The sequence below is a fragment of the Rhizobium sp. WSM1274 genome (assembly GCF_025200775.1).
GTDB lineage: Bacteria > Pseudomonadota > Alphaproteobacteria > Rhizobiales > Rhizobiaceae > Rhizobium > Rhizobium leguminosarum_I.
In genome coordinates this window covers 4,519,305-4,542,963 of sequence record NZ_CP104138.1, presented here as the reverse complement: position 1 = coordinate 4,542,963, position 23,659 = coordinate 4,519,305, and the positions used below count along the sequence as shown (strand labels likewise).

The following is a 23,659-nucleotide window of genomic DNA, read 5'->3' as shown; positions in this document are numbered from 1 at the left end:
AGGAAGCGTCGTTAACGATCCGCTACAAAAGTCTGTTTCTGCGTGCCGAGACCTTCGATTTCGAGTTCGACCACGTCGCCGTTCTTGAGATAGCGCGGCGGCTTGAGGCCCATGCCGACGCCCGGAGGCGTACCGGTCGAGATCACGTCGCCGGGATGCAGCGACATGAACTGGCTGAGGTAGGAGACGAGGAAGGCAACCCCGTAAACCATCGTCTTCGATGAGCCGTTCTGCATCTTCTGGCCGTTGACCGTCAGCCACATGCCGAGGTTCTGCGGTTCGGGAATTTCATCCTTGGTTACGAGCCAGGGGCCGATCGGGCCAAAGGTGTCGCAGGATTTGCCCTTGGTCCATTGACCGGACCGCTCGGTCTGGAAGGCGCGCTCGGAAACGTCGTTGGAGACGCAATAACCGGCGACATAATCCAGCGCTTCGGCTTCCGTCACATATTTGGCAGTTTTGCCGATGACGACGCCGAGTTCGACTTCCCAATCGGTCTTTTCCGAACCGCGGGGAATGACGACATTGTCGTTCGGCCCGACGATTGCGGATGTTGCTTTCATGAAGATGATCGGCTCGGGCGGCACGGTCGCGCCGGTTTCGGCAGCATGATCCGAATAATTCAAGCCAATGCAGATGAATTTGCCAGTGCCCGCGACGCAGGCACCAATGCGGCCGGGTGCGATTTCCGGAAGGCTCTTCGGATCGATCGCCGCTATCTTTGCAAGGCCTGCCGGTGTGATCGCTTCACCGCCGATATCGGCGACATGACCGGAGAGATCACGGATCTTGCCATCGGCATCGAGAAGTGCGGGTTTTTCACTGCCCGCTTCGCCAACACGCATCAGCTTCATGGAATTCCTCCTCATCGAAAACGGATTTGCAGCCACCTATGAACGAATTATTCATCGGTGTCATTACGGCTTTACCGCGAAGCGGTACGGCTTTTCGGCGATTCGGATGATTTTCTGCCGAAAATCGCCCGTACCTGTCGGCATTACACTCTAAAAATTTCCGCCAGATGAGGGCCGACAGGAATGATCTTCGTCGGGTTGAGGCTTTCGATCGAATAGTAGCCGCGCTTGATGTGATTGAGGTTCACCGTTTCACCGATGCCCGGCCAATCCAGCATGCGACGGCAGAAGGCGCGCAGATTGGCATAATCGGAAAGCCGGCGCAGATTGCATTTGAAGATGCCGTGATAGGCGACGTCGAAGCGGACCAGCGTTACAAAAAGCCGGATATCGCTCTCGGTGGGATGGTCGGCGAAAAGAAAAGACCGACCCTCGAACTGCTGTTCAACCCAGTCGAGGCAGGAAAACACATCGGCAAAGGCTTCTTCGTAGGCGATCTGCGTAGTGGCGAAACCGGCACGATAGACGCCGTTGTTGAGATCAGGATAGATGCGATCGTTGAAAGCATCGATCTCGGCGCGCCTCTCCGCCGGGTAAAGATCGATCGGATTTTTTGCCAGACCGCCGAAGCCGCTGTTCAGCATACGCAGAATATCGGCGGATTCATTATTGACGATGGTCTTTCTCTGCTTGTCCCAGAGAACCGGCACGGTGGCCCGGCCGGTGAAATCGGGTGCTGCCCTGGTATAGATTTCATGCATATAGGTTACGCCGTTGACGTGATCCTCCGTCGCGCCGGGATAATCACCAAAGCGCCAGCCCTGCTTGCTCAGCAGCGGTTCGACAACCGAGACCGAGATGACGTCTTCGAGGCCCTTGAGTTTGCGGCCGATCAGGGTGCGCGAGGCCCAGGGGCAGATATAGGCGACATAGAGATGGTAACGGCCGGCGCTGGCTTCAAAGCCGGCTTCGCCGGTCGGCCCGGCGCTGCCATCCGGGGTCACCCAATTGCGGAAACTCGACGTCTGGCGGACGAAGCCGCCCTTTTCGTCCTTTGCCTGAACGGGCTGCCAGTCTTCCGTCCACTTTCCGTTCACCAGCATGCGCAACTCTCCGATCGATCGACTAAATGGCTCATTACCCTGCTTCGACGCCGGCGTGAGGCCGCGTTTTTGAAGACAGTCTGTACACCCCAACTGCGACGATGCTGCGCTTGCCAAGCCGGCGAAGCAGGAAATATGTCTCTGCTATACGAAATGACGTGGAGTTCGAAATGCATCTCTCGAAGGCCGTCGTGCGGACCGAACATGCAAGCCGCTACCTGCAGCAGCTTTGCAAACACTGGAGCCACAAGTTCAGCGTCGAATTCGATCCTCTGCAGGGCCGGGTGCCGTTCAGCGATGCCGCCGAGGTCACATTTGCAGCCGACGATGCGGCGCTGACCATGACACTTTCCGTCGCCGATCCCTCGCAACGGGAAAGGATGCAGGATGTCATCGACGATCATCTGAAGCGCTTCGCCTTCCGCGAAGAACTCGACATCGTCTGGACGGACTAAGCCCATCGCCAATCCAAACTTTGCCCCGAACCCTGGAACAAGCATGACGAAGAGCAATAACCGCGAATCCGACTATCCGATCGATCCGATGTTTCTCGATCGCTGGTCGCCGCGCGCCTTCACCGGCGAAATCATCGAGGAAGCGCAGCTGCTCAGTCTGCTCGACGCCGCCCATTGGGCGCCGTCCTCTTCCAACCAGCAGCCCTGGCGCTTCGTCTATGCCCTCAAGGGCTCGGAGCATTGGGAGAAATTCGTCGCGTTGCTCGTCGACGCCAATCAGGAATGGGCAAAAAACGCATCGGCGCTGATCTTCGTCGTGTCGCGCGCCTTCACCGGGGCCGCCGGCTCAGCTGAGGAAAAGCCGAGCTACACCCACTCCTTCGATGCCGGCGCGGCCTGGGGGTACTTGGCGCTGCAGGCGCGCCTTTCCGGTTTTTATGCCCATGGCATGGGCGGCATCAAACATGAGGAGATCAGGAAGACCTTCGATATTCCGGAGGGTTACCGCGTCGAAGCTGGCGTTGCGGTCGGTCGTCTGGCCGACAAGAGCGTCCTTTCCGAACGCAATCAGGCCCGCGAATTCCCCAGCCAGCGCAAGCCGCTCTCCGAGGTTGCCTTCAACGGGCGCTTCGTTGCGAACTGAGCCGTAACCAGGCGAACGAAAGCCCCGTCGTCCACGGACGGCGGGGCTTTACTTTCGACAAATCAGTTAGATATCGAGGTTTGCGACGCTTAGGGCATTGTCCTGGATGAATTCGCGCCGCGGCTCGACTTCGTCCCCCATCAGGCGGGCGAAGAGACCATCGGCGTCGGTGGCGTCGTTGACCCTGACCTGCAGCAGCGAGCGCACGTTCGGATCGAGCGTCGTTTCCCAGAGCTGCTCTGCATTCATCTCGCCAAGGCCCTTGTAGCGCTGCATGGTGAGGCCCTTGCGGCCGCTTGCGAAGATCGCGTCGAGCAGGGCGCGGGGGCCAGAGATTTCGACGTCGCCCTCGCGGCGATGCAGCGACGGCGGCGTCTGATAGATCTCCTTGAGGCGCGCCGTCAACTGGTCGATGTGGCGGGCATCCGAGGAACCGATCAGCGCCATGTCGAGCACGACGATCTCCCTGACGCCGCGGACCATGCGCTCCAGGCGCAGACCGCCATCGGTCGTCACATCGCCCTGCCAGCCGCGCTCTGTTTCCTCGGCGATGATGTCGAGGCGCCCTGCGACTTCGTTTGCCAGCGCCAGCGCTCTCCCCGGATCGCTGGCGAGCTCGGCGTTGAGGGCGCCGGCAATCGCCGCTTGTTCGACGGCGGAACGATTATAGCGCGAATGGAGATTGTCGAGCAGCGCGCGCATGCGCAAAGCATCGAGGATGACCTCGCGCAGATCCTGGCCGGCGCGAACTTCACCGCTACCGAGCCTCAGCGACGCATCTTCCAGACCCTGGCTGATGAGATATTCTTCGAGCGCCTTCTCATCCTTCAGATACTGCACCGACTTGCCGCGCGAGACCTTATAGAGCGGCGGCTGGGCGATATAGAGATGACCGCGCTCGATCAGTTGCGGCATCTGGCGGAAGAAGAAGGTGAGCAGCAGGGTGCGAATATGGGCGCCGTCGACATCGGCGTCCGTCATGATGATGATCTTATGGTAGCGCAGCTTTTCGACGTTGAACTCGTCCTTGCCGATCCCGGTGCCGAGCGCGGTGATCAATGTGCCGATTTCCTGACTCGACAGCATCTTGTCGAAACGGGCGCGTTCGACGTTCAGGATCTTGCCGCGCAGCGGCAGGATCGCCTGGTTCTCGCGCGAGCGGCCCTGCTTGGCCGAGCCGCCGGCAGAATCGCCCTCGACGAGGAAGACTTCGGATTTTGTCGGATCACGCTCGGAGCAGTCGGCGAGCTTGCCCGGCAGCGAAGCGATATCGAGTGCGCCCTTGCGGCGGGTCAACTCGCGGGCCTTGCGGGCCGCTTCACGTGCTGCGGCGGCCTCGACGACCTTGCCGACGAGAATCTTGGCTTCGCTCGGATGTTCTTCGAACCAGGTGTTCAGCGCCTCGTTGACGAGACTTTCGACAACAGGACGGACTTCCGAGGAGACGAGCTTATCCTTGGTCTGCGAAGAGAATTTCGGATCCGGCACCTTGACAGACAGAACCGCCGTCAGGCCTTCGCGGCAATCTTCGCCCTGCAGCGTCACTTTTTCCCTTTTGGTGATGCCGGAACTGTCGGCGTAGGAAACGACCTGGCGCGTCAGCGCCGCGCGGAAGCCGGCCATATGCGTGCCGCCGTCGCGCTGGGGGATGTTGTTGGTGAAGCAGAGCACGTTCTCATGATAGCTGTCATTCCACCACATCGCGACTTCGACGGTGATGCCGTCCTTTTCGCCGTGGATGGCAACCGGCTTGTCGACGAGCGACTTCTTGGCGCGGTCCAGATAAGCGACGAAAGCCTCGAGGCCACCGTCATAACGCAGTTCTTCCTGCTTGATATCGGAGTGGCGCTTGTCGGTCAGCAGGATGCGGACGCCTGAATTCAGGAAGGCGAGCTCGCGAAGGCGATGCTCCAGCGTGCCGTAGTCGAACTCGGTCATGGTGAAGGTGTCGGTGCTCGGCATGAAGCTCACTTCCGTGCCGGTCTCATTCGGCGCGTCGCCCGTGACCTTCAGCGGAGCATCGGCCACGCCATGGGTGAAGCTCATTTCATGGATCTTGTCGTGACGGCGGATCTTCAGCTTCAACCAGACGGACAGCGCGTTGACGACGGAGACACCGACGCCGTGCAGGCCGCCCGAAACCTTGTAAGAATTCTGATCGAACTTACCGCCGGCATGAAGCTGCGTCATGATGACTTCGGCCGCCGACACGCCTTCGCCGGTGTGAATGTCCGTCGGGATGCCGCGTCCATTGTCGGTGACGGTCACCGAGCCATCCGGATTGAGGGTAACGGTGACGATGTCGGCATGGCCGGCAAGCGCTTCGTCGATCGCGTTGTCGACGACTTCATAGACCATGTGATGCAGGCCGGAGCCATCGTCGGTATCGCCGATATACATGCCGGGGCGTTTGCGCACGGCATCGAGGCCCTTCAGAACCTTGATGGAATCTGCGCCATATTCGGTGCTTACGCCGTTTTCCGTCGCGGATGTATCGCTCATTCTGTCGAGATTTTCCCTGTTGTCGTAAAGCTGCGGCGCGCCTTGCGAATCACCGGCTTTCTTCACTCTCGTATATAGGTTTTTTGAACCCACTTCCCAATGGCAACCCCCCAAAACAAGGCATAAAACAGGGGATTACGACGCTTTTCCGTCGCCTTTGCCGCTATTTTCGAGAAGAGCCGATAGCCGGCCTATCTCGGCGCTGTCAAGGCTGCGGATTCGGCGCGCCAACCGGTTGGCAAATTCGGTATATTCGGGGGGCAGGCCGGAGGTGTCGATCACGACGCGCGGGTCCGAAGAACGGGCGAGCAGGAATAGTTCCTCGGCCTCATCCCAGATGATGTTGAAATAACCGGCGATGCGCTGCAGCAGATCGAATGTCGGCAGCCCACGCTTTCCATGTTCGAGCGCCGAGAGATAGGCAGGAGAGACATTCAGGGCTTCCGCCATCTCCTTCTGCGAGACGCCCTTGCGCGCTCTCAGCCTGCGAACCGCCTCTCCGAAGGGTGTCATGGTCTTTCCCCATGCCGCCGCGACAGGCGAATGTAGAGCGCGCCCTCACCGCCATGATGCTGTGCGGCCGGCTCATAGGAGGAGATCAGGTAGCGGAATTCCGGCTTCGAGAACCAGAGAGGCACGGCCCGCTTCAGCGCGCCCTCGCTGCCCATTGAGCTGCCCTTGCCCGTAATGACCAGCACATGGCGCATGCCGCGCTCATGGGCGCGGATCAGGAAATCGAGAAGGATGGCATGGGCCTCACTCTGCACCAGCCCGTGCAGGTCGATCCGCGCTTCGAGCGCCAGCCGGCCCTTGGCGATTTTACGCTTGACCGGTTTTTCCAGCGGATGATGTACCCGGGCCGATGGCTTGGCCGTCGACGGTGCTGGCGGCTGCAGCGGTGTTGGCGTGGCGGGCGTCTGCTTTTCTTGTTCCCGTTCGGCCGCCGCTTCGGCTTCGGCAAGAAAGGCATCGAGTTCGGTCAACGCCCCCGCCTTGCCGGGCATCGGCCGCGTGCTGCGGGCGACCTTTCCCCAGAGGATCCTCTCATCCGCGCTCAGCTTGCGATCCCTGGCCATCAGTCGAATCTTCCGGCGGCGGCATTGGGAATGAGAATGGCGAAATCGGCGTCGTTGCGGACGGTGCCGGCACGTTCCCCGGCCATGTCCCCCGAGCCGGTGAAGATATCACCCCGCGCCGGCCCGACGATCGCCGAGCCGGTATCGAGCGCCAGCATCAGCCGGCGGAACGGCCGGCCTTGGTCGAGATGGGTGAGGCTTTCGGCGCGAATGAAAAAGGGAAAGCCGAAGGTATGGATCATTCGGTCGACAGCAAGCGCGCGCCCGGCGAGAAGCGGCACCTTGGCGGCCGCGATCGGACCTGCCTGCGGATCGGCCACCGGCGCATCACGGAAGAAAACATAAGAGTGGTTATGCCATAACACTTCGTCGACGCGCTCGGGATTGCGCGCCAGCCAGGCACGGATCGCCTGCATCGAAATCTCCGCCCGATCGATCTCGCCGCGCTCGATCAGCAGCTTGCCGATCGCCGAGAAGGGATGGCCGGCTTTCGCCGCATAGGTGATGCGGCCGATACGACCATCCTCATAACGCAAGCGGGCGGCACCTTGCACATGCACGAAGAAGACATCGACCTTCGACTTCGCCCAGGCGATTTCGAGGCCACGGCCTTCGAGAAACCCCTGATCGATGGCGCGGCGGTCCGGATAAGCAGTGACGTGGCCCTCATGCAGACGGCCGAAAGCGTAGGCCTTGTCGAGCTCGGCGGGGCGATTGGCATCGTCGAGATCGATCAGATCGTCCGGACGCCGATAGAAAGGAAAACGGAAAATTTCGTCCGGCCGCTCCGACACGTCGATATCGGGTTCGTAGAAAGCGGTGACGAAGCCGGAATTGCCGTCCTTGCGGCGGATCAGAAAGGGCCGACAATGCGTCTCGAAAAAACTTCGCGCCGACGCCGGAGATGACGGCGTGAAATCTTCGGCGGCAGCGAGAAGCGGAAGCAGGTCTTCCGAACTCAGGCCCAGCGATCCGGTGCGGTATGGTTTGACATCGGTGATCTGCCGTCGGCAGCTTCGCATGACTTCAAAAAGGCCGGAGGGATCATCATCCTTCCAGCCTTCCAGAGTGTCGAAGCTTATGGCCTGCAGGACGAAGTCCAATGCGTGGTCACTCATGTTCCGATTCGGTCGCCACGAGTTTCCAGTTCGGATCGCGCGAGCGGGTGTCGCGGGCAAAAGTCCAGAGGTCGTTGACCTCGGCGACGTTTTCGGCGTCGCCTTCAATCAGCACATCCGTCTTGTCGTAGGTGGCCGATATCAGCTGGCTGACGATGCGCACGGTGATCTGCGCTTCGCTGCCCTTCGTCTCCGCATGGGTGATTTCGGCCTTATCGATGCCGACGAAGGTGGACTTCACCTTCTCGCCCCGGGCATCGCGCTCGCCAATCGCCGCATCGAAGCCGTCATAGACTTCGCGCGACAGCAAGTTCTTCAGCGTTTTCCGGTCGCCATCGGCATAGGCCATGACGATCATCTCGTAAGCCATGCGGGCGCCGTTCAGAAACTCCTTCGGGCTGAAGGCGGGATCAGCCTTGTTCAGCGCGCGTAGCGATTCGTTAAGCGGCGTTCCGGGTGCGGCGATAGCATCGATGGCAGCGAAGCGATCCTCATCCTCCGTCGTCGCATCGCGACGCGGCAGCGTCACGACCTTGCCGGCATCGGCGGCTTCGGCCGGAGCCGCATCCCGCGGCGTATAGAGATCGCGCGGCGGCTTCTCATTTCCTGTGCGGCGTCCGAGCACGGAGCGGAGCTGAAAGAAAATCAGCACAGCCGCCACCAGGAAAAACAATGTGATGAAGTCGTTCGAACTCATATCGTATCGCAGCCGCCGTTAACATCTCTGATTTGTACTCCCATATAGTCTGCCTATACAGATGATTCAAATGATGGCTGGCATCTTCGCCGGCGCCAAGAGGAGACCGGTGAGCCCGGGACATGACCGACATGCGTTTTTCGATCCTGCCAGCTTTCATTCTGCTGTTGCCGCTCGCCGAAATTGCCGGTTTCGTCGTCGTCGGCCGGGCGATCGGATTGTGGCTGACGCTCGCGCTCGTCATGCTGGGTTTCGCTCTCGGCGTGGTTCTGCTGCGGCGGCAGGGCATTGGCATTTTGCGCCAAATGTCGAGCGAAGGACGAAATGGGGTGATGCCGGGCCGCGAGCTGCTGCGGCCGGCGATGAACGTCATAGCCTCGCTGCTCCTGATCATTCCCGGCTTCCTCACAGATGTCATCGCGATCCTCATTCTCATTCCGCCGGTGCGTGATCTCGTCTGGCGGGCGATCGCCAAACGCTTCGTCGTCGTTAATGCCAAGGGCGGCTCTTCCTCTGGCCCGCAGCCCGATTTCCGCGACCGCAAGCCGAACTCGAAGGTGGTCGATCTCGACGAGGAGGACTATCATAGGGAGCCGGATCGCAACTCGCCGTGGTCCGGCAAGCATATCGGCGACTGAGGCACTGCGGCTGATCAACCGCGCCAATCGCCCAGGGTTGTAAGCCCTTCCCTGAAATGTTAGATGGCGGCACCATTCCCATGCCCCTCGAGGAAAAGCCAATGGCAGACGATAACAACAGCAACGGTGCGGCCAACCCCACCCTTTCGATCCTTGCGCAATATACCAAGGATCTGTCCTTCGAAAATCCGGGTGCGCCGCGTTCGCTGCAGGCCCGCGACAAGGCGCCGACGATCAACATCAATGTGAACGTCAACGCCAACCCGCTTTCCGATACGGATTTCGATGTCGTGCTGTCGCTGAATGCCGAAGCCAAGGACGGCGACAAGACGGTTTTCCATGCCGAACTCACCTATGGCGGCGTTTTCCGCGTTGCCGGTTTCCCGCAGGAACACATGCTGCCGGTTCTCTTCATCGAGTGCCCGCGGATGCTCTTCCCCTTCGCTCGTCAGATCATCGCCGACGTCACCCGCAACGGCGGTTTCCCGCCGCTGATGATCGACCCGATCGACTTCACGCAGATGTTCGCTCAGCGCGTTGCCGAAGAACAGGCCCGCGCCAAGGTTCAGGCCGTTCCGAACTGACCGGATCCTTCCTGGCTGAAATGCGGATGCCCGGGCTGGTCCCGGGCATTTTCAATTGAGGGCCGGCTTAATCGAGGTTGGCGTATTTCGCCCAGATGCTTTTTTCACCGAGTTTGGCGACGAGCGCCTCATGCGCCTGCTCCTCGGTTTGGCTGAGGCGCAGGGCGAGCGGCCGGGGCCGCTCGAGCACGGCGGCAATCACCACATCGTCTTCCATCGCCATGTCACCGCGATCTGCCCGGTTGGATTTGCCGACCATGCCGAGGCCGAGGGCTGCCTGTCTGCCGCCGATCATCTCGATATAAACTTCGGCAAGCAGTTCGGAGTCGAGCAGCGCGCCGTGTTTGGTGCGGTGCGAATTATCAATGCCGTAGCGCCGGCAAAGCGCATCCAGCGAATTTGGCCCCATCGGATGTTTGCGCCGCGCCATCGACAGGGTATCGAGCACCCGTTCCGGCAGGATCGGCGGCAAACCGATCCGCGCGAATTCCGCGTTGATGAAGCCCATATCGAAGGTGGCGTTGTGGGCGATCCACTTCGCATCGCCGAAGAAGGTGAGGATTTGCTCGGCCACGTCGGCGAAAGGCTGCTTGTCCTTCAGGAATTCATCGGTGATGCCGTGCACGGCGAGCGCATCCGGATGAACTTTCTGATCTCCAGGATTGATGAAGATATGGATCGTATTGCCTGTGGGGAAATGATTGAAGAGTTCGATGCCGCCGATTTCGATGATGCGGTCGGCGCGGTTGTCGAGGCCGGTTGTTTCCGTATCGAAGATGATCTCACGCATTCCGGAAATCTCCCTTGGCAATCCGCGTTTTCAGGTCGGCGACGATTTCAAGCACTCGTTCCCTCGTCGTCGCGATACTGTGACTGGTATCGACCAGATAATCGGCCCGCCGCCGTTTTTCGGCGTCCGGCGTCTGGCGAGAGAGAATCATCTCGAATTTTTCCTCGGTCATGTCTTCGCGCGCAAGCACCCTTTGGCGCTGAATCTGTGGATCAGTGCTGACGACGACGATTACATCTACTCTTGCCTCGGCGCCGGTTTCGAAAAGTAATGGAATATCGAGCAATACCATGTCGGCGCCGGCGGCGCGTTGCCGCTCCAGAAATTCCGTCTCGCGTTTGCGAACCAGCGGGTGGACGATCGCTTCCAGGCGTTTGAAGCCAGCAGGATCAAGAGCGAGCTGGCGGCCGAGTTCATGCCGGTCGACTGCTCCATCCTTCATCGTGCCGGGGAAGGCAGCATTCACCAGGGGTGCAGCCTCGCCGGCATAGAGATCATGGACCACGGCATCCGAATCATTCGCCGGGATTCCTGCATCGGCAAAGAGCTTTGCCGCCGTCGATTTTCCCATTCCGATGGAGCCGGTGAGACCAATCTTCAGCATCAGTGCGCTTCCATATCCGCGATGATGAGCGCGCGTAGCGCCGCGTCGACGATGGGACGCTGGCCGAACCATTTCTCGAATCCGGGCACGGCCTGGTGCAAGAGCATGCCGAGACCATCGACGATTGGAAATCCTTGCTCTTCCGCCTGTGCCAGGATCGGCGTCTTCAACGGCACATAAACGATATCGGTGACGACGGCATCGGCTGCAAGAGGCGAGAAATCGAGTTGCGGCGCCGCCTCGCCGTCCATGCCGAGCGAGGTGGTATTGATGAAGAGGCCGGCGCCTTTCATCACTTCGGCAAGCGCACCGGCCGGATGGGCCCGAACACGCGGGCCAAAACGATCCGCGAGTTCGTGCGCGCGTTCGACGGTGCGATTGACGACCTGGATCTCCTTAAAACCGCGATCACGGACCGCCTGGATGATCGCCCGGCTGGCGCCGCCGGCACCGAAGACGACAGCCGTGTCATGGCGGTCCCAGCCCGGATGGCGTTCGTCGAGATTGGCGATGAAGCCGCGACCGTCGGTATTCGTCGCATGCAGGGCGCCATCCTCCAGCCAGAGCGTATTCGAGGCACCGAGTTCTCGCGATAGCGCATCCGGCTTGTCGGCGAGCCGGAACGCCAATTCCTTGTGGGGAATGGTGACATTACCTCCGGTAAAGCCGGAACTGCCATCCTTCAACGAGTGAATGAAATCGGGAAAGGCCTCGGGTGCCACTTCATGAGCGCGATAACTGCCTGGCAGGCCGAGCGTCTTCAGCCAATATCCGTGGATCAATGGCGAGCGCGAATGCTTGATGGGAAAGCCCGTGACAAATGCTTTCGGCCCGAATGTTTCACGTGAATCACCCATCGATCGCTCCCAGTTCTCGCAGTTTTTTTAGGAGCGGCAGCATCGGCAGGCCGAGAATGGTGAAATAATCACCCCGGATCTCTTCGAAAAGCTGGATGCCCTCCCCCTCCAATTGATAGGCGCCGACGCTGGAAAGCGCCCGTTCGCCAACCCGGGCCAGATGTCTGGCGATGAATTCCGCCGTCAGCGGCCGCATCGTCAGCTCGGCATGGGCGAGATGTTCCCATAAGACCACGCTATTGCTGACGATGGCGACGGCACTGTTCAACCGGTGGCTTACGCCCGAAAGGGCTTGAAGATGACTGGCCGCGTCGGCCAAGTCCTTCGGCTTATGGAAGACGCTGTCGCCGAGCGACATCGTTTGATCCGAACCGATGACCAGGGTATCCGGAAAACGACTGCTGACTTCCTCGGCCTTGGCCCTGGCCAGGACGAGGGCCACGGCGTCAGGCTTAGCGCCGGCTTTTTCCAGCGGCGCTTCGACGGCCCGTTCATCGATCCTTGCGGCATGTGCCTCGAAGGCCAGACCGGCATTTTCCATCAGCATCCGGCGAAAGGGACTCGACGATGCAAGGATGAGTTTCGGCGTCATGGGTTCCTCGGAGTGCCGGCTTTCCGTCAGCGCTTAGCGCAGCTTCGGCCGCAGGGCAACGATTGCCGCGGCCGTTTCCTCGATTGAGCGGCGGGTGACGTCGATCAGCGGCCAGTTATGGCGGGCGCAAAGCGAGCGGGCATATTTCAACTCCTCCGAAATCGCGGCACGGTCGGTATAATGTTCGCGATCGAAGCCCTGCGTCACGCCGAGCACACGATTTTCCCGCACCTGGGAAATACGGTCGGAGGTGGCGATCAGACAGACGATCAGCGGTTTGCTCGCGACGAAGAGGCTCTCCGGCAATGGCACACCATAGACGATCGGAATGTTCGCCGTCTTGATGCCTCGGTTGGCGAGGTAGATGCTGGTCGGTGTTTTCGACGTGCGGCTGATGCCGATGATCACGACATCGGCGTCGTTGTAATCGTCGGGCATCTGGCCGTCGTCGTGATCCATGGTGAAATTCAGCGCTTCGATGCGCGCGAAGTAGCCGGCATTCATCACATGCTGGGCCCCGACCCGGCGGCGCGACGGAGCGCCGAGATAGATCTGGAAGGCATTCATCACCGGCTCCAGCACATTCACCGAGGCGACGCCCATCTCGATGCAACGCTCATCGATCAGGCTTGCAAGCTCCCGGTCGACAATGGTGTAGAGCACGATGCCGGGGGCGTCATCGATCGCCTGCAGAACCGGCAGCAGCTGCTTGCGATTGCGGATCAACGGATAGACATGTTCGATCGGCTGCGCTGATCTGAATTGCGCCGACGCGGCGCGCCCGGCCGAGATCAGAGTCTCTCCCGTTGAGTCAGAAATCAGATGCAGATGGAAGAAGTTCGTTCTGTTCTCCACGCTATTTTCCGCTGCCTGTTGAAAAGACTGGATGAAACAGAGCTACGGCGGCGAGGCAGTCTCCGGCAAGGGAAAACATGTCTCCTTATCCACATTTCGGATTTTGTGGGTCGGTTATGATTGGCCCTGTGGATGATGGGGAAGAGATCTATTTCTCGAAAGCCGGTCCACAGCCTATCCACAGCTATAAGAAAAATCGCCGATCCGGAAGGATTTGGAATCATTTTCAGATTTGGCTTCTCCCCGAGATTCGGACGAGATGGACAAATCTTTCGGATGTTGTTTTGCAGGCGCGCGACAAATGGCGACGGCAGTGGATGGATTTTAATCCTTGATAGTCACCGACTCTAAGAAATAGAAACCTTTTAAAATATCTTTGATTTTTTATAGGGAAGAAGCGCTTGAGCGATACGCGCCGAAAGATCATGAGGGTTTTGAGTGGCGAGAGCCTCTCCCCTCCTCCTCTCTGGCTGATGAGACAGGCAGGACGTTATCTCCCGGAATATCGGGAGACACGGGCTAAGGCAGGGAGTTTTCTCGATCTCTGCTACACGCCTGAGCACGCCGTCGAAGTGACATTGCAGCCGATCCGCCGCTATGGCTTCGATGCGGCCATACTGTTTTCCGATATCCTGGTCATTCCCGATGCAATGAAACGGAATGTCCGGTTCACCGAGGGCCATGGCCCGGAGATGGATCCGATCGATGAAGCCGGGATCGGCAGATTGAATGGCGAAGAGGTTGTCGATTATCTCAGACCGGTTCTGGAGACGGTGCGGCGGCTGCGGGAGGAGTTGCCAGTCGAGACGACGCTGCTCGGCTTCTGCGGCGCGCCCTGGACGGTTGCGACCTACATGATTGCCGGGCACGGCACGCCGGATCAGGCCCCTGCGCGCCTCTTCGCCTACGGGCACCCCCGCGCGTTCGAGCATCTGCTGATGCTGCTTGCCGACGTATCGGCCGATTATCTCGTCGCCCAGATCGATGCCGGCGCCGATGCCGTGCAGATTTTCGATTCCTGGGCTGGCGTTCTCGGCGAAAAGGAGTTCGAGGCGTTTGCGATCAGGCCGGTTGCGCGGATGATTGCTTCGGTCAAGTCGCGCCGGCCGCATGCTCGCATCATCGCTTTTGCCAAGGGCGCCGGCTACCAGCTCAAGACTTATCGCCAGAAGACGGGTGCTGATGCGATCGGCCTCGACTGGTCGGTCCCGCTGGCGTTTGCCGCCGAACTTCAGAAAGACGGACCGGTTCAGGGCAATCTCGATCCGATGCGCGTCGTTGCCGGCGGCCGGGCGCTGGAAGAGGGCATCGACGATATTCTGCAGCATCTCGGCAATGGACCGCTGATCTTCAATCTCGGTCACGGCATTACGCCGCAGGCTGATCCCGAGCATGTACGTCTGCTGGTCGATCACGTGCGAGGCGGGCGCGTGCGAGGCGGGGCGTGACGATGGAAAAGCAGACCGATCGGAGGTCTGGCGTTTACGCCAGGCGCCGGGCTCATTTTGCGCTGGCCTTCTTCGCGTTGATGGCGGTCGGGCTTTTTGCGTTGAACCCCGATAATCTCTACCTCTGGATCAAGGCGCTGCACATCATCGCGGTCATTTCCTGGATGGCCGGACTGTTCTATATGCCGCGGCTGTTCATCTATCACACCGATGCGGAGCCCGGCTCGGTGCAATCGGAAACCTTCAAGGTGATGGAGCGTCGGCTACTTCGAATCATCATGACGCCGGCAATGATGTTGACGTGGATTTTCGGCCTCTATCTCGCCTGGTCGGTCTATGGATTCCAGGGCGGCTGGCTGCATGCCAAGATCGGTCTCGTCGTGCTGCTGACCGGTGTTCATATGTTCTTCAGCCGCGCCGTCGGAGCGTTCGAGCGGGATGAAAATCGCCGCTCGGCGCGTTATTGGCGGTTCATGAACGAGGCGCCGACGGTGCTGATGATCCTGATCGTCATCCTCGTCGTGGTGAAGCCGTTCTGAGGAAAATCGTCCTCAGGTTAAATTTGCTTCATTTTAACCAGCCCTCTTGCGGCAGCGATTGCGAGTCGCTATTTTCCGCGCATCTCATCTACGTGGCATGTGTGTAGAGTTCAGTCGTCTGCGAGCCCTTTCGCGGTACCGAATACGACCCAACATCGCCTTTCCCCTTTGAAATTGAAAAGAGTATTGGTCACTTCATGGCTGAAATGAAGCTTCAGGAACTTAAGAGTAAATCCCCGACGGATCTGCTGGCATTTGCCGAATCGCTCGAGGTCGAGAATGCAAGCACGATGCGCAAGCAGGAGCTGATGTTTGCGATCCTCAAGATGCTTGCCAGCCAGGATGTCGAAATCATCGGCGAAGGCGTCGTCGAAGTGCTGCAGGACGGTTTCGGCTTCCTGCGTTCGGCCAATGCAAACTACCTGCCGGGCCCGGACGATATTTATATCTCCCCGTCGCAGATCCGCCGTTTCTCGCTGAAAACCGGCGATACCGTCGAGGGTCCGATCCGCGGGCCGAAGGAAGGCGAGCGCTATTTCGCTCTGCTCAAAGTCAACACCATCAATTTCGACGATCCGGAAAAGATCCGTCACAAGGTTCATTTCGACAATCTGACGCCGCTCTATCCGAACGAGCGGTTCAAGATGGAACTGGATATTCCCACCACCAAGGATCTGTCGCCGCGTGTGATCGACCTCGTGGCGCCGCTCGGCAAGGGCCAGCGTGGATTGATCGTCGCGCCGCCGCGCACCGGCAAGACCGTGCTGTTGCAGAATATCGCGCATTCGATCACCGCCAACCATCCGGAGTGCTATCTGATCGTCCTGCTGATCGATGAACGCCCGGAAGAAGTAACCGACATGCAGCGCTCGGTTCGCGGCGAGGTTATCTCCTCGACCTTCGACGAACCGGCTGTGCGTCACGTGCAGGTGGCCGAGATGGTCATCGAGAAAGCCAAGCGCCTTGTCGAACACGGACGCGACGTTGTCATCCTGCTCGATTCGATCACGCGCCTGGGCCGTGCCTATAACACGGTCGTTCCCTCGTCAGGCAAGGTCCTGACCGGCGGTGTGGACGCCAACGCTCTGCAGCGGCCGAAGCGCTTCTTCGGCGCCGCGCGTAACATCGAGGAAGGCGGCTCCTTGACGATCATTGCAACTGCGCTGATCGATACCGGCAGCCGCATGGACGAAGTGATCTTCGAAGAGTTCAAGGGTACCGGCAACTCGGAAATCGTCCTCGACCGCAAGGTAGCCGACAAGCGCATCTTCCCGGCGATGGACATCCTGAAGTCCGGCACGCGCAAGGAGGATCTTCTCGTTCCACGCCAGGATCTGCAGAAGATCTTCGTGCTCCGCCGCATCCTTGCTCCGATGGGCACCACCGACGCGATCGAATTCCTTATCGACAAGCTGAAGCAGACGAAGAATAATTCCGACTTCTTCGACTCGATGAACACTTAATCCTTAGCCGGATTCACCCTATAAGAGCTGGAGGCATTGTGATGATGTCGCCAGCTTTTCTATTTGAGAGGAATCGATTTCGATTCCAATGGACCAAGCGATATGGCCATGTTGAATGATACCATATATGCGCTATCGAGCGGCGCCCTGCCTTCGGGGGTTTCAGTCATTCGGATCAGCGGTCCCCTGATCAAAGATATATTGGTGAGGCTCATCGGATCCGTGCCGACAGCCCGGAAGGCATCTTACCGGACGATTCGGGCTCGTAACGATCAGCCGATCGATAGCGGGCTGGTGCTATTTTTTCCTGCGCCGAATTCGTTTACCGGCGAGGATGTTGCCGAGCTGCAAATCCACGGCAGCAGAGCGGTGCTGGCGGCGCTGTTTCACGCACTTGGCGATATTCCAGGTGTTCGAATGGCAGTCGAGGGCGAGTTCTCCCGCCGCGCCTTTGAAAACGGCAAACTTGATCTGGTCGAGGTCGAAGGACTGGCCGACCTCATCAGCGCCGAGACTGAAATGCAGCGACGCCTTGCGGTCGAACACAGCGCAGGCGGTCTTTCCACACTTTACGGTTCGTGGGCGGAACGATTAACGCGCGCCCGAGCGTTGATCGAGGCGGAACTTGATTTCCCCGACGAGGATGACGTTCCGGGGTCGGTGTCGGATATCGTCTGGGCCGATATGGGGAAGCTTCGCGTTGATATGGAGCATCACCTGGCGGCAGCTTCGGCCGGCGAGATTATCAGGGACGGCTTCAAGGTCGTCATCGCCGGCGCTCCGAACGCTGGAAAATCGAGCCTGTTGAATGCTTTGGCTCGTCGTGATGTGGCAATCGTGACGGAGATTGCCGGAACCACGCGCGATGTCCTCCAGGTTGATCTCGATATTGATGGTTTTCTGATCAAGCTCTATGACACGGCGGGACTTCGTGAGGCGGACGACAGGGTCGAAATGGAAGGCGTGCGGCGCGCGCGTATTGCGCTTGGCGATGCCGATCTCGTCCTGATGCTGGTTGATATGACGGATCCCCAGATTCCTGACGACTTGGAGCAAGCCTCTCCACATGTTACTGTCGGGACAAAGAAGGATCTCATCGATATCGCAGCGGATCGGTATGATCTGCAGATTTCGACGGCGACGGGTGAGGGTCTGACGGAACTACGCCGGTTGATCGGCAATATTGTCGACAAACGTTTTGCCGGCCTGTCTATGGCAATCCCCAGTCGGCAACGGCATAAAGATTCGCTAACGAAATGTTTAACGGCGCTCGATGCGGCAATATCGCAGACGGATGCGAATCTCGAACTGCGGACCGAGCAGCTGCGAATTGCCGCTGAGTATTTGGGCAGAATTACTGGAAGAGTGGACGTCGAACAGCTACTCGAGGTGATCTTCTCGGAGTTTTGTATCGGCAAATGATTCACGTGAAACCCTGGGCGCCAGCTTGCGCTGGTTTCACGTGAAACGTCTGCCGGATGTGGAGTCTTGAATGACGGATAATGCCTTCGATGTGATTGTGATAGGTGGCGGCCATGCAGGCTCGGAGGCTGCCAGCGCAGCTGCGCGCCTCGGGGCGAAAACCGCTCTGATTACACATAGACGAGACACGATTGGCGTCATGTCGTGTAATCCAGCAATCGGTGGGCTTGGCAAGGGCCATCTGGTTCGGGAGATCGACGCGATGGACGGCCTGATGGGTCGTATTGCCGACGTCGCGGGCATTCAGTTCAGGATGCTGAACAAGAAGAAGGGTGCGGCGGTCCGCGGTCCGCGGACGCAGGCTGATCGAAAGCTTTATCGCTTGGCAATGCTGGCGGCGATCGAAGCGACGCCAGGCCTGGATATCATCGAAGGCGATGCGTTTGATCTGGACGTTGTTGAGGGGCGCGTCGCCGGCGTGATTATGAAGGATGGTCGAACCCTGAAAGCGCCGTCGGTGGTTTTGACCACTGGAACCTTTCTGCGGGGCCTTATTCATATCGGTTCGGAAAAGACACCAGCCGGGCGTGTTGGTGAAGCACCGTCAATCGGATTGTCTGCGACCCTCGCCCGCCTGGGACTGCGGCGGGGACGTCTGAAGACCGGAACACCAGCGCGGCTGGATGGAAAGACGATCGACTGGCAATCCATTGGTCGACAGGGGGCTGACGCGGAGCTTGTTCCGTTCTCCTTCATGACCGACGCGATCACCACGCCACAAATCGAATGCGGGGTCACCAGGACGACCGAAGCGACCCACCGCATCATTGTCGACAACATTATGCGCTCGGCAATGTATTCCGGGCAGATCGAAGGCGTCGGGCCTCGTTATTGCCCGTCAATCGAAGACAAGCTGGTGAAATTCGGAGAGCGGGATGGACATCAGGTCTTTCTCGAACCCGAGGGACTGGACGATGACACGGTTTATCCGAACGGGATTTCTACCTCCCTACCGGCGGCGGTGCAGTCAGACTTCATCAAAACCATTCCGGGGCTTGAAGCGGCCAGAATACTGCAGCCGGGCTATGCGATCGAATATGATCATGTCGATCCGAGAGAGCTGACTCCATCGCTTGAGGTCAAACGGTTGGGGGGCCTGTTTCTCGCCGGTCAGATCAATGGGACCACCGGATATGAAGAAGCAGCCGCCCAAGGTCTGGCAGCCGGGTTGAATGCTGCATTGCGAAGCAGCGATTCGGATCCGTTCCATTTTAGTCGAACGAGCTCCTACATCGGTGTCATGATTGACGATCTCACCTCACGTGGCGTTACGGAACCGTATCGAATGTTTACATCCCGGGCGGAATATCGGCTGACTTTACGGGCTGACAATGCCGACATGCGATTGACGCCGTTGGCCATGCGGCTTGGATGCGTGCGCGGCGAGCGCGTGCAGCGGTTCACGTCCTATCAGGCCGAAATTGAAAGTGGCCGAGCGCTGCTGCGGTCGCTGACGGTTACGCCGAACGAGGCCCGCCGCGCCGGCTTGAATATTAATCTCGATGGGCAGCGCCGAACTGCCTATGATTTGTTGTCCTATCCGAATTACGATCTGGCCGCGCTCCGGCATGTTTGGCCGGAGGCGCTTGACGCGATCGGGCCGAAAGTCGCGGAAGCGTTGGAAATCGAGGCCGGGTATTCGGTTTATCTGGATCGACAAGCCATGGCGATTGCTGATCAGCAACGCGACGAAGACCGGCAGATACCGCTAGATTTCAATTATGACGTACTCTCCGGTCTTTCGAACGAGCTCAAGGCAAAACTCAGCGCTGCTCGACCTTTCAGCATCGCCCAGGCCGCAATTGTTGAAGGGATGACGCCCGCAGCAATCGCATTGCTGCTTGTGCACTTGCGTCGCCTACCCGCCCCCGCTCGTCATAGCGCCTGATTACAAGATTTGAGAGTCTTTCGGAATGGAATTAAACGGTTTGCGTGTTTCACGTGAAACACAGGAACGGCTGCAACACTTTGCCGCGCTGTTTCAGAAGTGGGCGAAAGCAATTAATCTGGTGGCGCCGTCGACACTCGATGACCTTTGGCACCGGCACATCGCCGATAGCATCCAAATCTTTCAGATTCATCCGCAGCCTGTTACCTGGGTTGACCTCGGTAGCGGAGGTGGCTTTCCCGGCGTTATTACCGCAATTTTTCTGGCCGAGCTGCAAGGTGGATGGGTCCATCTGGTCGAAAGCAGCCATAAGAAGGCAGCGTTTCTGCGCACGGCGCTGCGGGAGACAAATGCGCGCGGCAGCGTGCATAGTATTCGAATCGAAGATGCTTATCCGGTGGTTGGCGAATGCGGTGCGATTTCAGCGCGTGCGCTTACCGATCTTGAGGGGCTAATCGGATATTCGGCCCCTTGGATGCTTGGCAAGGAATATTGTCGTGGCTTTTTTCATAAAGGCCGGGATTACCGGAAGGAAATCGACAAAGCACGTGGTCGGTGGGAATTCGATCTGGTAGAACATAAGAGCGCCGTCGGGCAGGAATCTGTTATTTTAGAAGTATCAAATCTCCGGCGCTTGGTTTAACAGATCGGATATTGCGGCAATGGCTGGCGAACGACATCGGATTATCACCATCGCAAATCAGAAGGGTGGCGTTGGCAAGACGACCACAGCAATCAATCTGGCAACAGCGCTTGCTGCCATTGGCGAGCGCGTCTTGATCGTCGATCTCGACCCGCAGGGTAATGCCAGCACTGGCCTTGGTATCGATCGTCGTGATCGCAAACTCTCTTCCTACGATCTGATGGTTGGAGATCGGGGCATCCCCGAAGTGACTCTCGAGACAGCGGTTCCGAATCTCTTTATCGTCCCGTCGACGATGGATTTGCTTGGCATCGAGATGGAGATCTCGCAGCAAAGCGATCGGGTCTTCAAATTGCGGAAAGCCTTGTCTTCGCCGGAAGCCATGGCATTTTCCTATATTCTTCTGGACTGCCCACCGTCGTTCAATCTGCTGACGATGAATGCCATGGCGGCGGCGCATTCGGTTTTGGTGCCATTGCAATGTGAATTCTTTGCGCTGGAGGGATTGAGCCAGCTGCTTGAGACCGTCAGCCAGGTTCGGCGAACGGTTAATCCGCGTCTGGATATTCAAGGGATCGTCTTGACGATGTTCGATGCGCGCAACAATCTTGCCCAGCAGGTGGTCAATGACGTGCGCACGCATCTCGGGGAAAAGGTTTACCACACGTTAATTCCGCGCAACGTCCGGGTTTCTGAGGCACCGTCGTACGGCAAGCCGGCTATTCTCTATGATTTGAAGTGCGCGGGCAGCCAGGCCTACCTGCAGTTGGCCTCCGAGGTCATCCAACGGGAGCGGCAAAGACTGGCCGCGTGATATCATTTTAGGCGTGTAGGTGAGTGTAGATCATGAATGACGATGTATCGAAGAGGCGATTGGGCCGCGGCCTTGCGGCGCTGATTGGTGAAATGGATCAGCCTGTCCCGGTGGAAGCCGAGCGGACTATCAGTGCCGACAGAATGATCCCGATCGAGTTCGTCAGCCGTAACCCTCGTAACCCTCGTCGTTTCTTCGATGACACAGAGCTCCACGATCTCGCAAGTTCGATTCGTCAACATGGTATCGTTCAGCCAATTGTTGTGCGGACGATGTCGCGCGATCGATATGAAATCATCGCCGGCGAGCGACGTTGGCGCGCAGCTCAGCTTGCGGGTCTGATCGAGATTCCTGTCATTGTCCGTGATGTGGATGACAAGACGGCGCTGGAAATCGCCATCGTCGAAAACGTGCAGCGCGCGGATCTCAATGCCCTGGAAGAGGCGTTGGGTTATGAGCAGCTTATTGCGGAATATGGTTACACTCAGAACGACCTTGGAGAAATCATTGGTAAAAGCCGCAGCCACGTTGCCAATTCCTTGCGCTTGCTGAAGCTGCCGGATCCGGTTCGCGATTTGCTTGCCGCTGGGAGCCTTTCGGCCGGGCACGCGCGCGCACTGGTTTCGACATCTGACCCGGCAAGTCTTGCCCGTACGATCGTTGCCAAGGGCATGTCAGTGCGTGATGCGGAGAAGCTCGCACAAAACAATATCAAGGCCCAATCGGAACCACAGCAGCCAGCTTTGCGGCGAGATCAGAAGGACTCCGACACGCTGGCGCTGGAACGGACACTTTCCGATGCGCTCGGCCTTGATGTTGCGATCAATCACAAGGCAAGCGGCGGTCAGATCAAAATTTCCTATAAGTCACTGGAGCAGCTCGAGGAAGTCTGCCGCTTGCTCGAGAGGCGTTAAAGCGTCGTGCGTCCCTTTAGGCGCACAAAGGACGCTCTCACTCGTTGCTAGTCAGGCGGATTTCCGGCCGGATTGAAGGGTGGTGGATAGGAGCGTTTGCATCGCAACGCTGTCCTCCAGCACTTGTCGCCGTCTGCTTTGCAAGATAGCGGCCTGCAGCCGGTTGGATTCTCGGGCGATGCTTTCGGCGGTCCACTGGCGCAGTGCCTGTTCGATGATCGGCTTGCGGCGAAAATGCAAATGCCGCCCCATCGTCTGCATGATTTGAGGCGGCTGCAGCCGTCTTTCATCCATTTCGGCGCGCATCGAATCCAGAAGCTGGAATTGTTTCAGGCATGCCTGGAGAACCAGAAAGATCGCCGTTTTCGAGCTGCTGATCTTTTGCATGGTATGTAGAAATGCACTGAGATCACCGCCGAGAATGGCGTCGACGGCGTCGTCGACCGAAATGGCGCTGGCGTCGCCGATTATTTCGGTCACGTGATGTTCTTCGACCGTATCGAAGCCGCGGCAGTAAAGCGCGAGCTTGCGCACCTCGTTTCGCGAAGCGATCCGATCGCCCCCGATCAACGCGATTAGCGCTTGGCGCGCCGCCGGCGTAATGCCGAGCTTCTCTGCGCTAAGTTCAGTATCGATCAAGGCGTTCAAGGCGCGGGTGTCGTCGGCGTAAGAAGGGATCGTCATGACAGATCGCGCGCCTTCCGCGGTCTTGCGCAGCGGCGAGCCCTTCTTCAGGTCGCCGGCCTCGACGATCAGATAGGCGGCTTCGAGTGGCTTTTCGGCCAGAAGTGCCAGGGAATCGACGAGGTACTTCTCGTTGGCGGCGCCGCGGATCCAGATCAGTTTCTCACCGCCGAACAACCCGATCGACTGGACCTCGTCGACCAACCGCCCGGGATCCTTCTGCAGGTCGCCGACATCGAGTTTGGTCAGCGAGAAAGGATCATCGAGCGCTACGCCGCTCTTGCCGGCGAGCAAGCCTGCTCGTTCGGAAACAAGGCCGCGATCCGGCCCGTAGATGACGAAAATACGATAGTTCCGTGCCGATTTCTGCAGGAAGGTCTCAAATTCGTGGGATTTTATCTCGGCCACATCTCCGC

25 protein-coding genes are annotated in these 23,659 nt (G+C 58.8%); 12 read left to right on the top strand and 13 right to left on the bottom strand.

Annotation, left to right across the window (positions count from 1 at the left end; all coding sequences use genetic code 11):
- Positions 1-11: 11 nt before the first annotated feature.
- Positions 12-854, bottom strand: a complete 843-nt coding sequence (locus N2600_RS22395; RefSeq protein ID WP_170279914.1) for a fumarylacetoacetate hydrolase family protein — start codon at positions 852-854, stop codon at positions 12-14.
- 143 nt (positions 855-997) lie between these two features.
- The gene (locus N2600_RS22390) at positions 998-1,957 is read right to left on the bottom strand and encodes a glutathione S-transferase family protein (RefSeq protein WP_260297430.1); all 960 of its coding nucleotides are present in this window, start codon (positions 1,955-1,957) and stop codon (positions 998-1,000) included.
- A gap of 170 nt (positions 1,958-2,127) precedes the next feature.
- On the opposite strand from N2600_RS22390, the gene N2600_RS22385 reads away from it, so the two are divergent.
- Together N2600_RS22385 and N2600_RS22380 are read left to right on the top strand one after the other, a co-directional pair.
- The gene (locus N2600_RS22385; RefSeq protein WP_026154338.1) at positions 2,128-2,412 is read left to right on the top strand and encodes a DUF2218 domain-containing protein; all 285 of its coding nucleotides are present in this window, start codon (positions 2,128-2,130) and stop codon (positions 2,410-2,412) included.
- 43 nt (positions 2,413-2,455) lie between these two features.
- Positions 2,456-3,055: a nitroreductase family protein gene (locus tag N2600_RS22380; RefSeq protein WP_260297428.1), complete on the top strand. Its 600-nt coding sequence runs from the start codon at positions 2,456-2,458 to the stop codon at positions 3,053-3,055.
- A 66-nt stretch (positions 3,056-3,121) separates the two neighbouring features.
- On the opposite strand, the gene gyrB is transcribed toward N2600_RS22380, so the two are convergent.
- From gyrB to N2600_RS22355, 5 genes are all read right to left on the bottom strand, one after another.
- Positions 3,122-5,557: a DNA topoisomerase (ATP-hydrolyzing) subunit B gene (gene gyrB, locus N2600_RS22375; RefSeq protein ID WP_026154339.1), complete on the bottom strand. Its 2,436-nt coding sequence runs from the start codon at positions 5,555-5,557 to the stop codon at positions 3,122-3,124.
- A 135-nt stretch (positions 5,558-5,692) separates the two neighbouring features.
- Positions 5,693-6,070: a helix-turn-helix domain-containing protein gene (locus tag N2600_RS22370; protein ID WP_017966000.1), complete on the bottom strand. Its 378-nt coding sequence runs from the start codon at positions 6,068-6,070 to the stop codon at positions 5,693-5,695.
- Positions 6,067-6,633, bottom strand: a complete 567-nt coding sequence (locus N2600_RS22365) for a Smr/MutS family protein (protein ID WP_017966001.1) — start codon at positions 6,631-6,633, stop codon at positions 6,067-6,069. Before N2600_RS22365 ends, N2600_RS22370 begins: the two co-directional genes overlap by 4 nt.
- Entirely contained in the window at positions 6,633-7,751 is a 1,119-nt protein-coding gene (gene mltA / locus N2600_RS22360; RefSeq protein ID WP_260109740.1) for a murein transglycosylase A, read from the bottom strand. Before mltA ends, N2600_RS22365 begins: the two co-directional genes overlap by 1 nt.
- Positions 7,744-8,448 carry a Tim44/TimA family putative adaptor protein gene (locus tag N2600_RS22355; protein WP_017966003.1) on the bottom strand — a complete coding sequence of 235 codons (705 nt, stop codon included), beginning with the start codon at positions 8,446-8,448 and terminating at the stop codon, positions 7,744-7,746. Before N2600_RS22355 ends, mltA begins: the two co-directional genes overlap by 8 nt.
- A gap of 131 nt (positions 8,449-8,579) precedes the next feature.
- Between N2600_RS22355 and N2600_RS22350 the strand changes: the two genes are divergently transcribed.
- Together N2600_RS22350 and secB are read left to right on the top strand one after the other, a co-directional pair.
- Complete coding sequence (locus N2600_RS22350) at positions 8,580-9,086, top strand: FxsA family protein (protein ID WP_311202849.1); 507 nt, start codon at positions 8,580-8,582, stop codon at positions 9,084-9,086.
- Positions 9,087-9,187: 101 nt separating this feature from the next.
- Complete coding sequence (secB, locus tag N2600_RS22345) at positions 9,188-9,670, top strand: protein-export chaperone SecB (protein ID WP_003544086.1); 483 nt, start codon at positions 9,188-9,190, stop codon at positions 9,668-9,670.
- Positions 9,671-9,737: 67 nt separating this feature from the next.
- Here secB and dnaQ read toward each other — a convergent pair whose 3' ends face one another.
- Genes dnaQ through N2600_RS22320 form a run of 5 tightly spaced genes read right to left on the bottom strand, consistent with a single transcriptional unit; the run spans position 9,738 to position 13,368 of the window.
- The gene (gene dnaQ / locus N2600_RS22340; RefSeq protein WP_222334829.1) at positions 9,738-10,460 is read right to left on the bottom strand and encodes a DNA polymerase III subunit epsilon; all 723 of its coding nucleotides are present in this window, start codon (positions 10,458-10,460) and stop codon (positions 9,738-9,740) included.
- Positions 10,453-11,064 (bottom strand): dephospho-CoA kinase, encoded by a 612-nt coding sequence (coaE, locus tag N2600_RS22335; protein WP_017966006.1) that lies wholly within the window; start codon positions 11,062-11,064, stop codon positions 10,453-10,455. Before coaE ends, dnaQ begins: the two co-directional genes overlap by 8 nt.
- Complete coding sequence (locus N2600_RS22330; RefSeq protein WP_260109738.1) at positions 11,064-11,921, bottom strand: shikimate dehydrogenase; 858 nt, start codon at positions 11,919-11,921, stop codon at positions 11,064-11,066. The genes coaE and N2600_RS22330 overlap by 1 nt, the downstream gene beginning before the upstream one ends.
- Positions 11,914-12,513 (bottom strand): Maf-like protein, encoded by a 600-nt coding sequence (locus tag N2600_RS22325; protein ID WP_260297426.1) that lies wholly within the window; start codon positions 12,511-12,513, stop codon positions 11,914-11,916. The genes N2600_RS22330 and N2600_RS22325 overlap by 8 nt, the downstream gene beginning before the upstream one ends.
- Before the next feature lie 33 nt (positions 12,514-12,546).
- Positions 12,547-13,368: a pyruvate, water dikinase regulatory protein gene (locus tag N2600_RS22320; RefSeq protein ID WP_260297425.1), complete on the bottom strand. Its 822-nt coding sequence runs from the start codon at positions 13,366-13,368 to the stop codon at positions 12,547-12,549.
- Between the two features lie 401 nt (positions 13,369-13,769).
- Here N2600_RS22320 and hemE point away from each other — a divergent pair, with 401 nt between their 5' ends.
- From hemE to N2600_RS22280, 8 genes are all read left to right on the top strand, one after another.
- Complete coding sequence (hemE, locus tag N2600_RS22315; protein WP_222384321.1) at positions 13,770-14,816, top strand: uroporphyrinogen decarboxylase; 1,047 nt, start codon at positions 13,770-13,772, stop codon at positions 14,814-14,816.
- 2 nt (positions 14,817-14,818) lie between these two features.
- The gene (gene hemJ, locus N2600_RS22310) at positions 14,819-15,355 is read left to right on the top strand and encodes a protoporphyrinogen oxidase HemJ (protein ID WP_260297424.1); all 537 of its coding nucleotides are present in this window, start codon (positions 14,819-14,821) and stop codon (positions 15,353-15,355) included.
- A 197-nt stretch (positions 15,356-15,552) separates the two neighbouring features.
- Positions 15,553-16,818: a transcription termination factor Rho gene (rho, locus tag N2600_RS22305; protein ID WP_011654069.1), complete on the top strand. Its 1,266-nt coding sequence runs from the start codon at positions 15,553-15,555 to the stop codon at positions 16,816-16,818.
- A gap of 102 nt (positions 16,819-16,920) precedes the next feature.
- Complete coding sequence (mnmE, locus tag N2600_RS22300) at positions 16,921-18,240, top strand: tRNA uridine-5-carboxymethylaminomethyl(34) synthesis GTPase MnmE (protein ID WP_260297423.1); 1,320 nt, start codon at positions 16,921-16,923, stop codon at positions 18,238-18,240.
- Positions 18,241-18,310: 70 nt separating this feature from the next.
- Positions 18,311-20,188 carry a tRNA uridine-5-carboxymethylaminomethyl(34) synthesis enzyme MnmG gene (gene mnmG / locus N2600_RS22295; protein WP_260297422.1) on the top strand — a complete coding sequence of 626 codons (1,878 nt, stop codon included), beginning with the start codon at positions 18,311-18,313 and terminating at the stop codon, positions 20,186-20,188.
- 25 nt (positions 20,189-20,213) lie between these two features.
- Positions 20,214-20,831, top strand: coding sequence for a 16S rRNA (guanine(527)-N(7))-methyltransferase RsmG (gene rsmG / locus N2600_RS22290; protein WP_222384325.1), 618 nt, complete (start codon positions 20,214-20,216; stop codon positions 20,829-20,831).
- Positions 20,832-20,850: 19 nt separating this feature from the next.
- Positions 20,851-21,645 (top strand): ParA family protein, encoded by a 795-nt coding sequence (locus N2600_RS22285; RefSeq protein WP_017966014.1) that lies wholly within the window; start codon positions 20,851-20,853, stop codon positions 21,643-21,645.
- Positions 21,646-21,677: 32 nt separating this feature from the next.
- Positions 21,678-22,559, top strand: a complete 882-nt coding sequence (locus N2600_RS22280; RefSeq protein WP_017966015.1) for a ParB/RepB/Spo0J family partition protein — start codon at positions 21,678-21,680, stop codon at positions 22,557-22,559.
- A gap of 51 nt (positions 22,560-22,610) precedes the next feature.
- Here N2600_RS22280 and holA read toward each other — a convergent pair whose 3' ends face one another.
- On the bottom strand, positions 22,611-23,651 hold the full coding sequence (holA, locus tag N2600_RS22275; protein ID WP_260297419.1) for a DNA polymerase III subunit delta: 1,041 nt from the start codon (positions 23,649-23,651) through the stop codon (positions 22,611-22,613).
- Between the last annotated feature and the right edge of the window lie 8 nt (positions 23,652-23,659).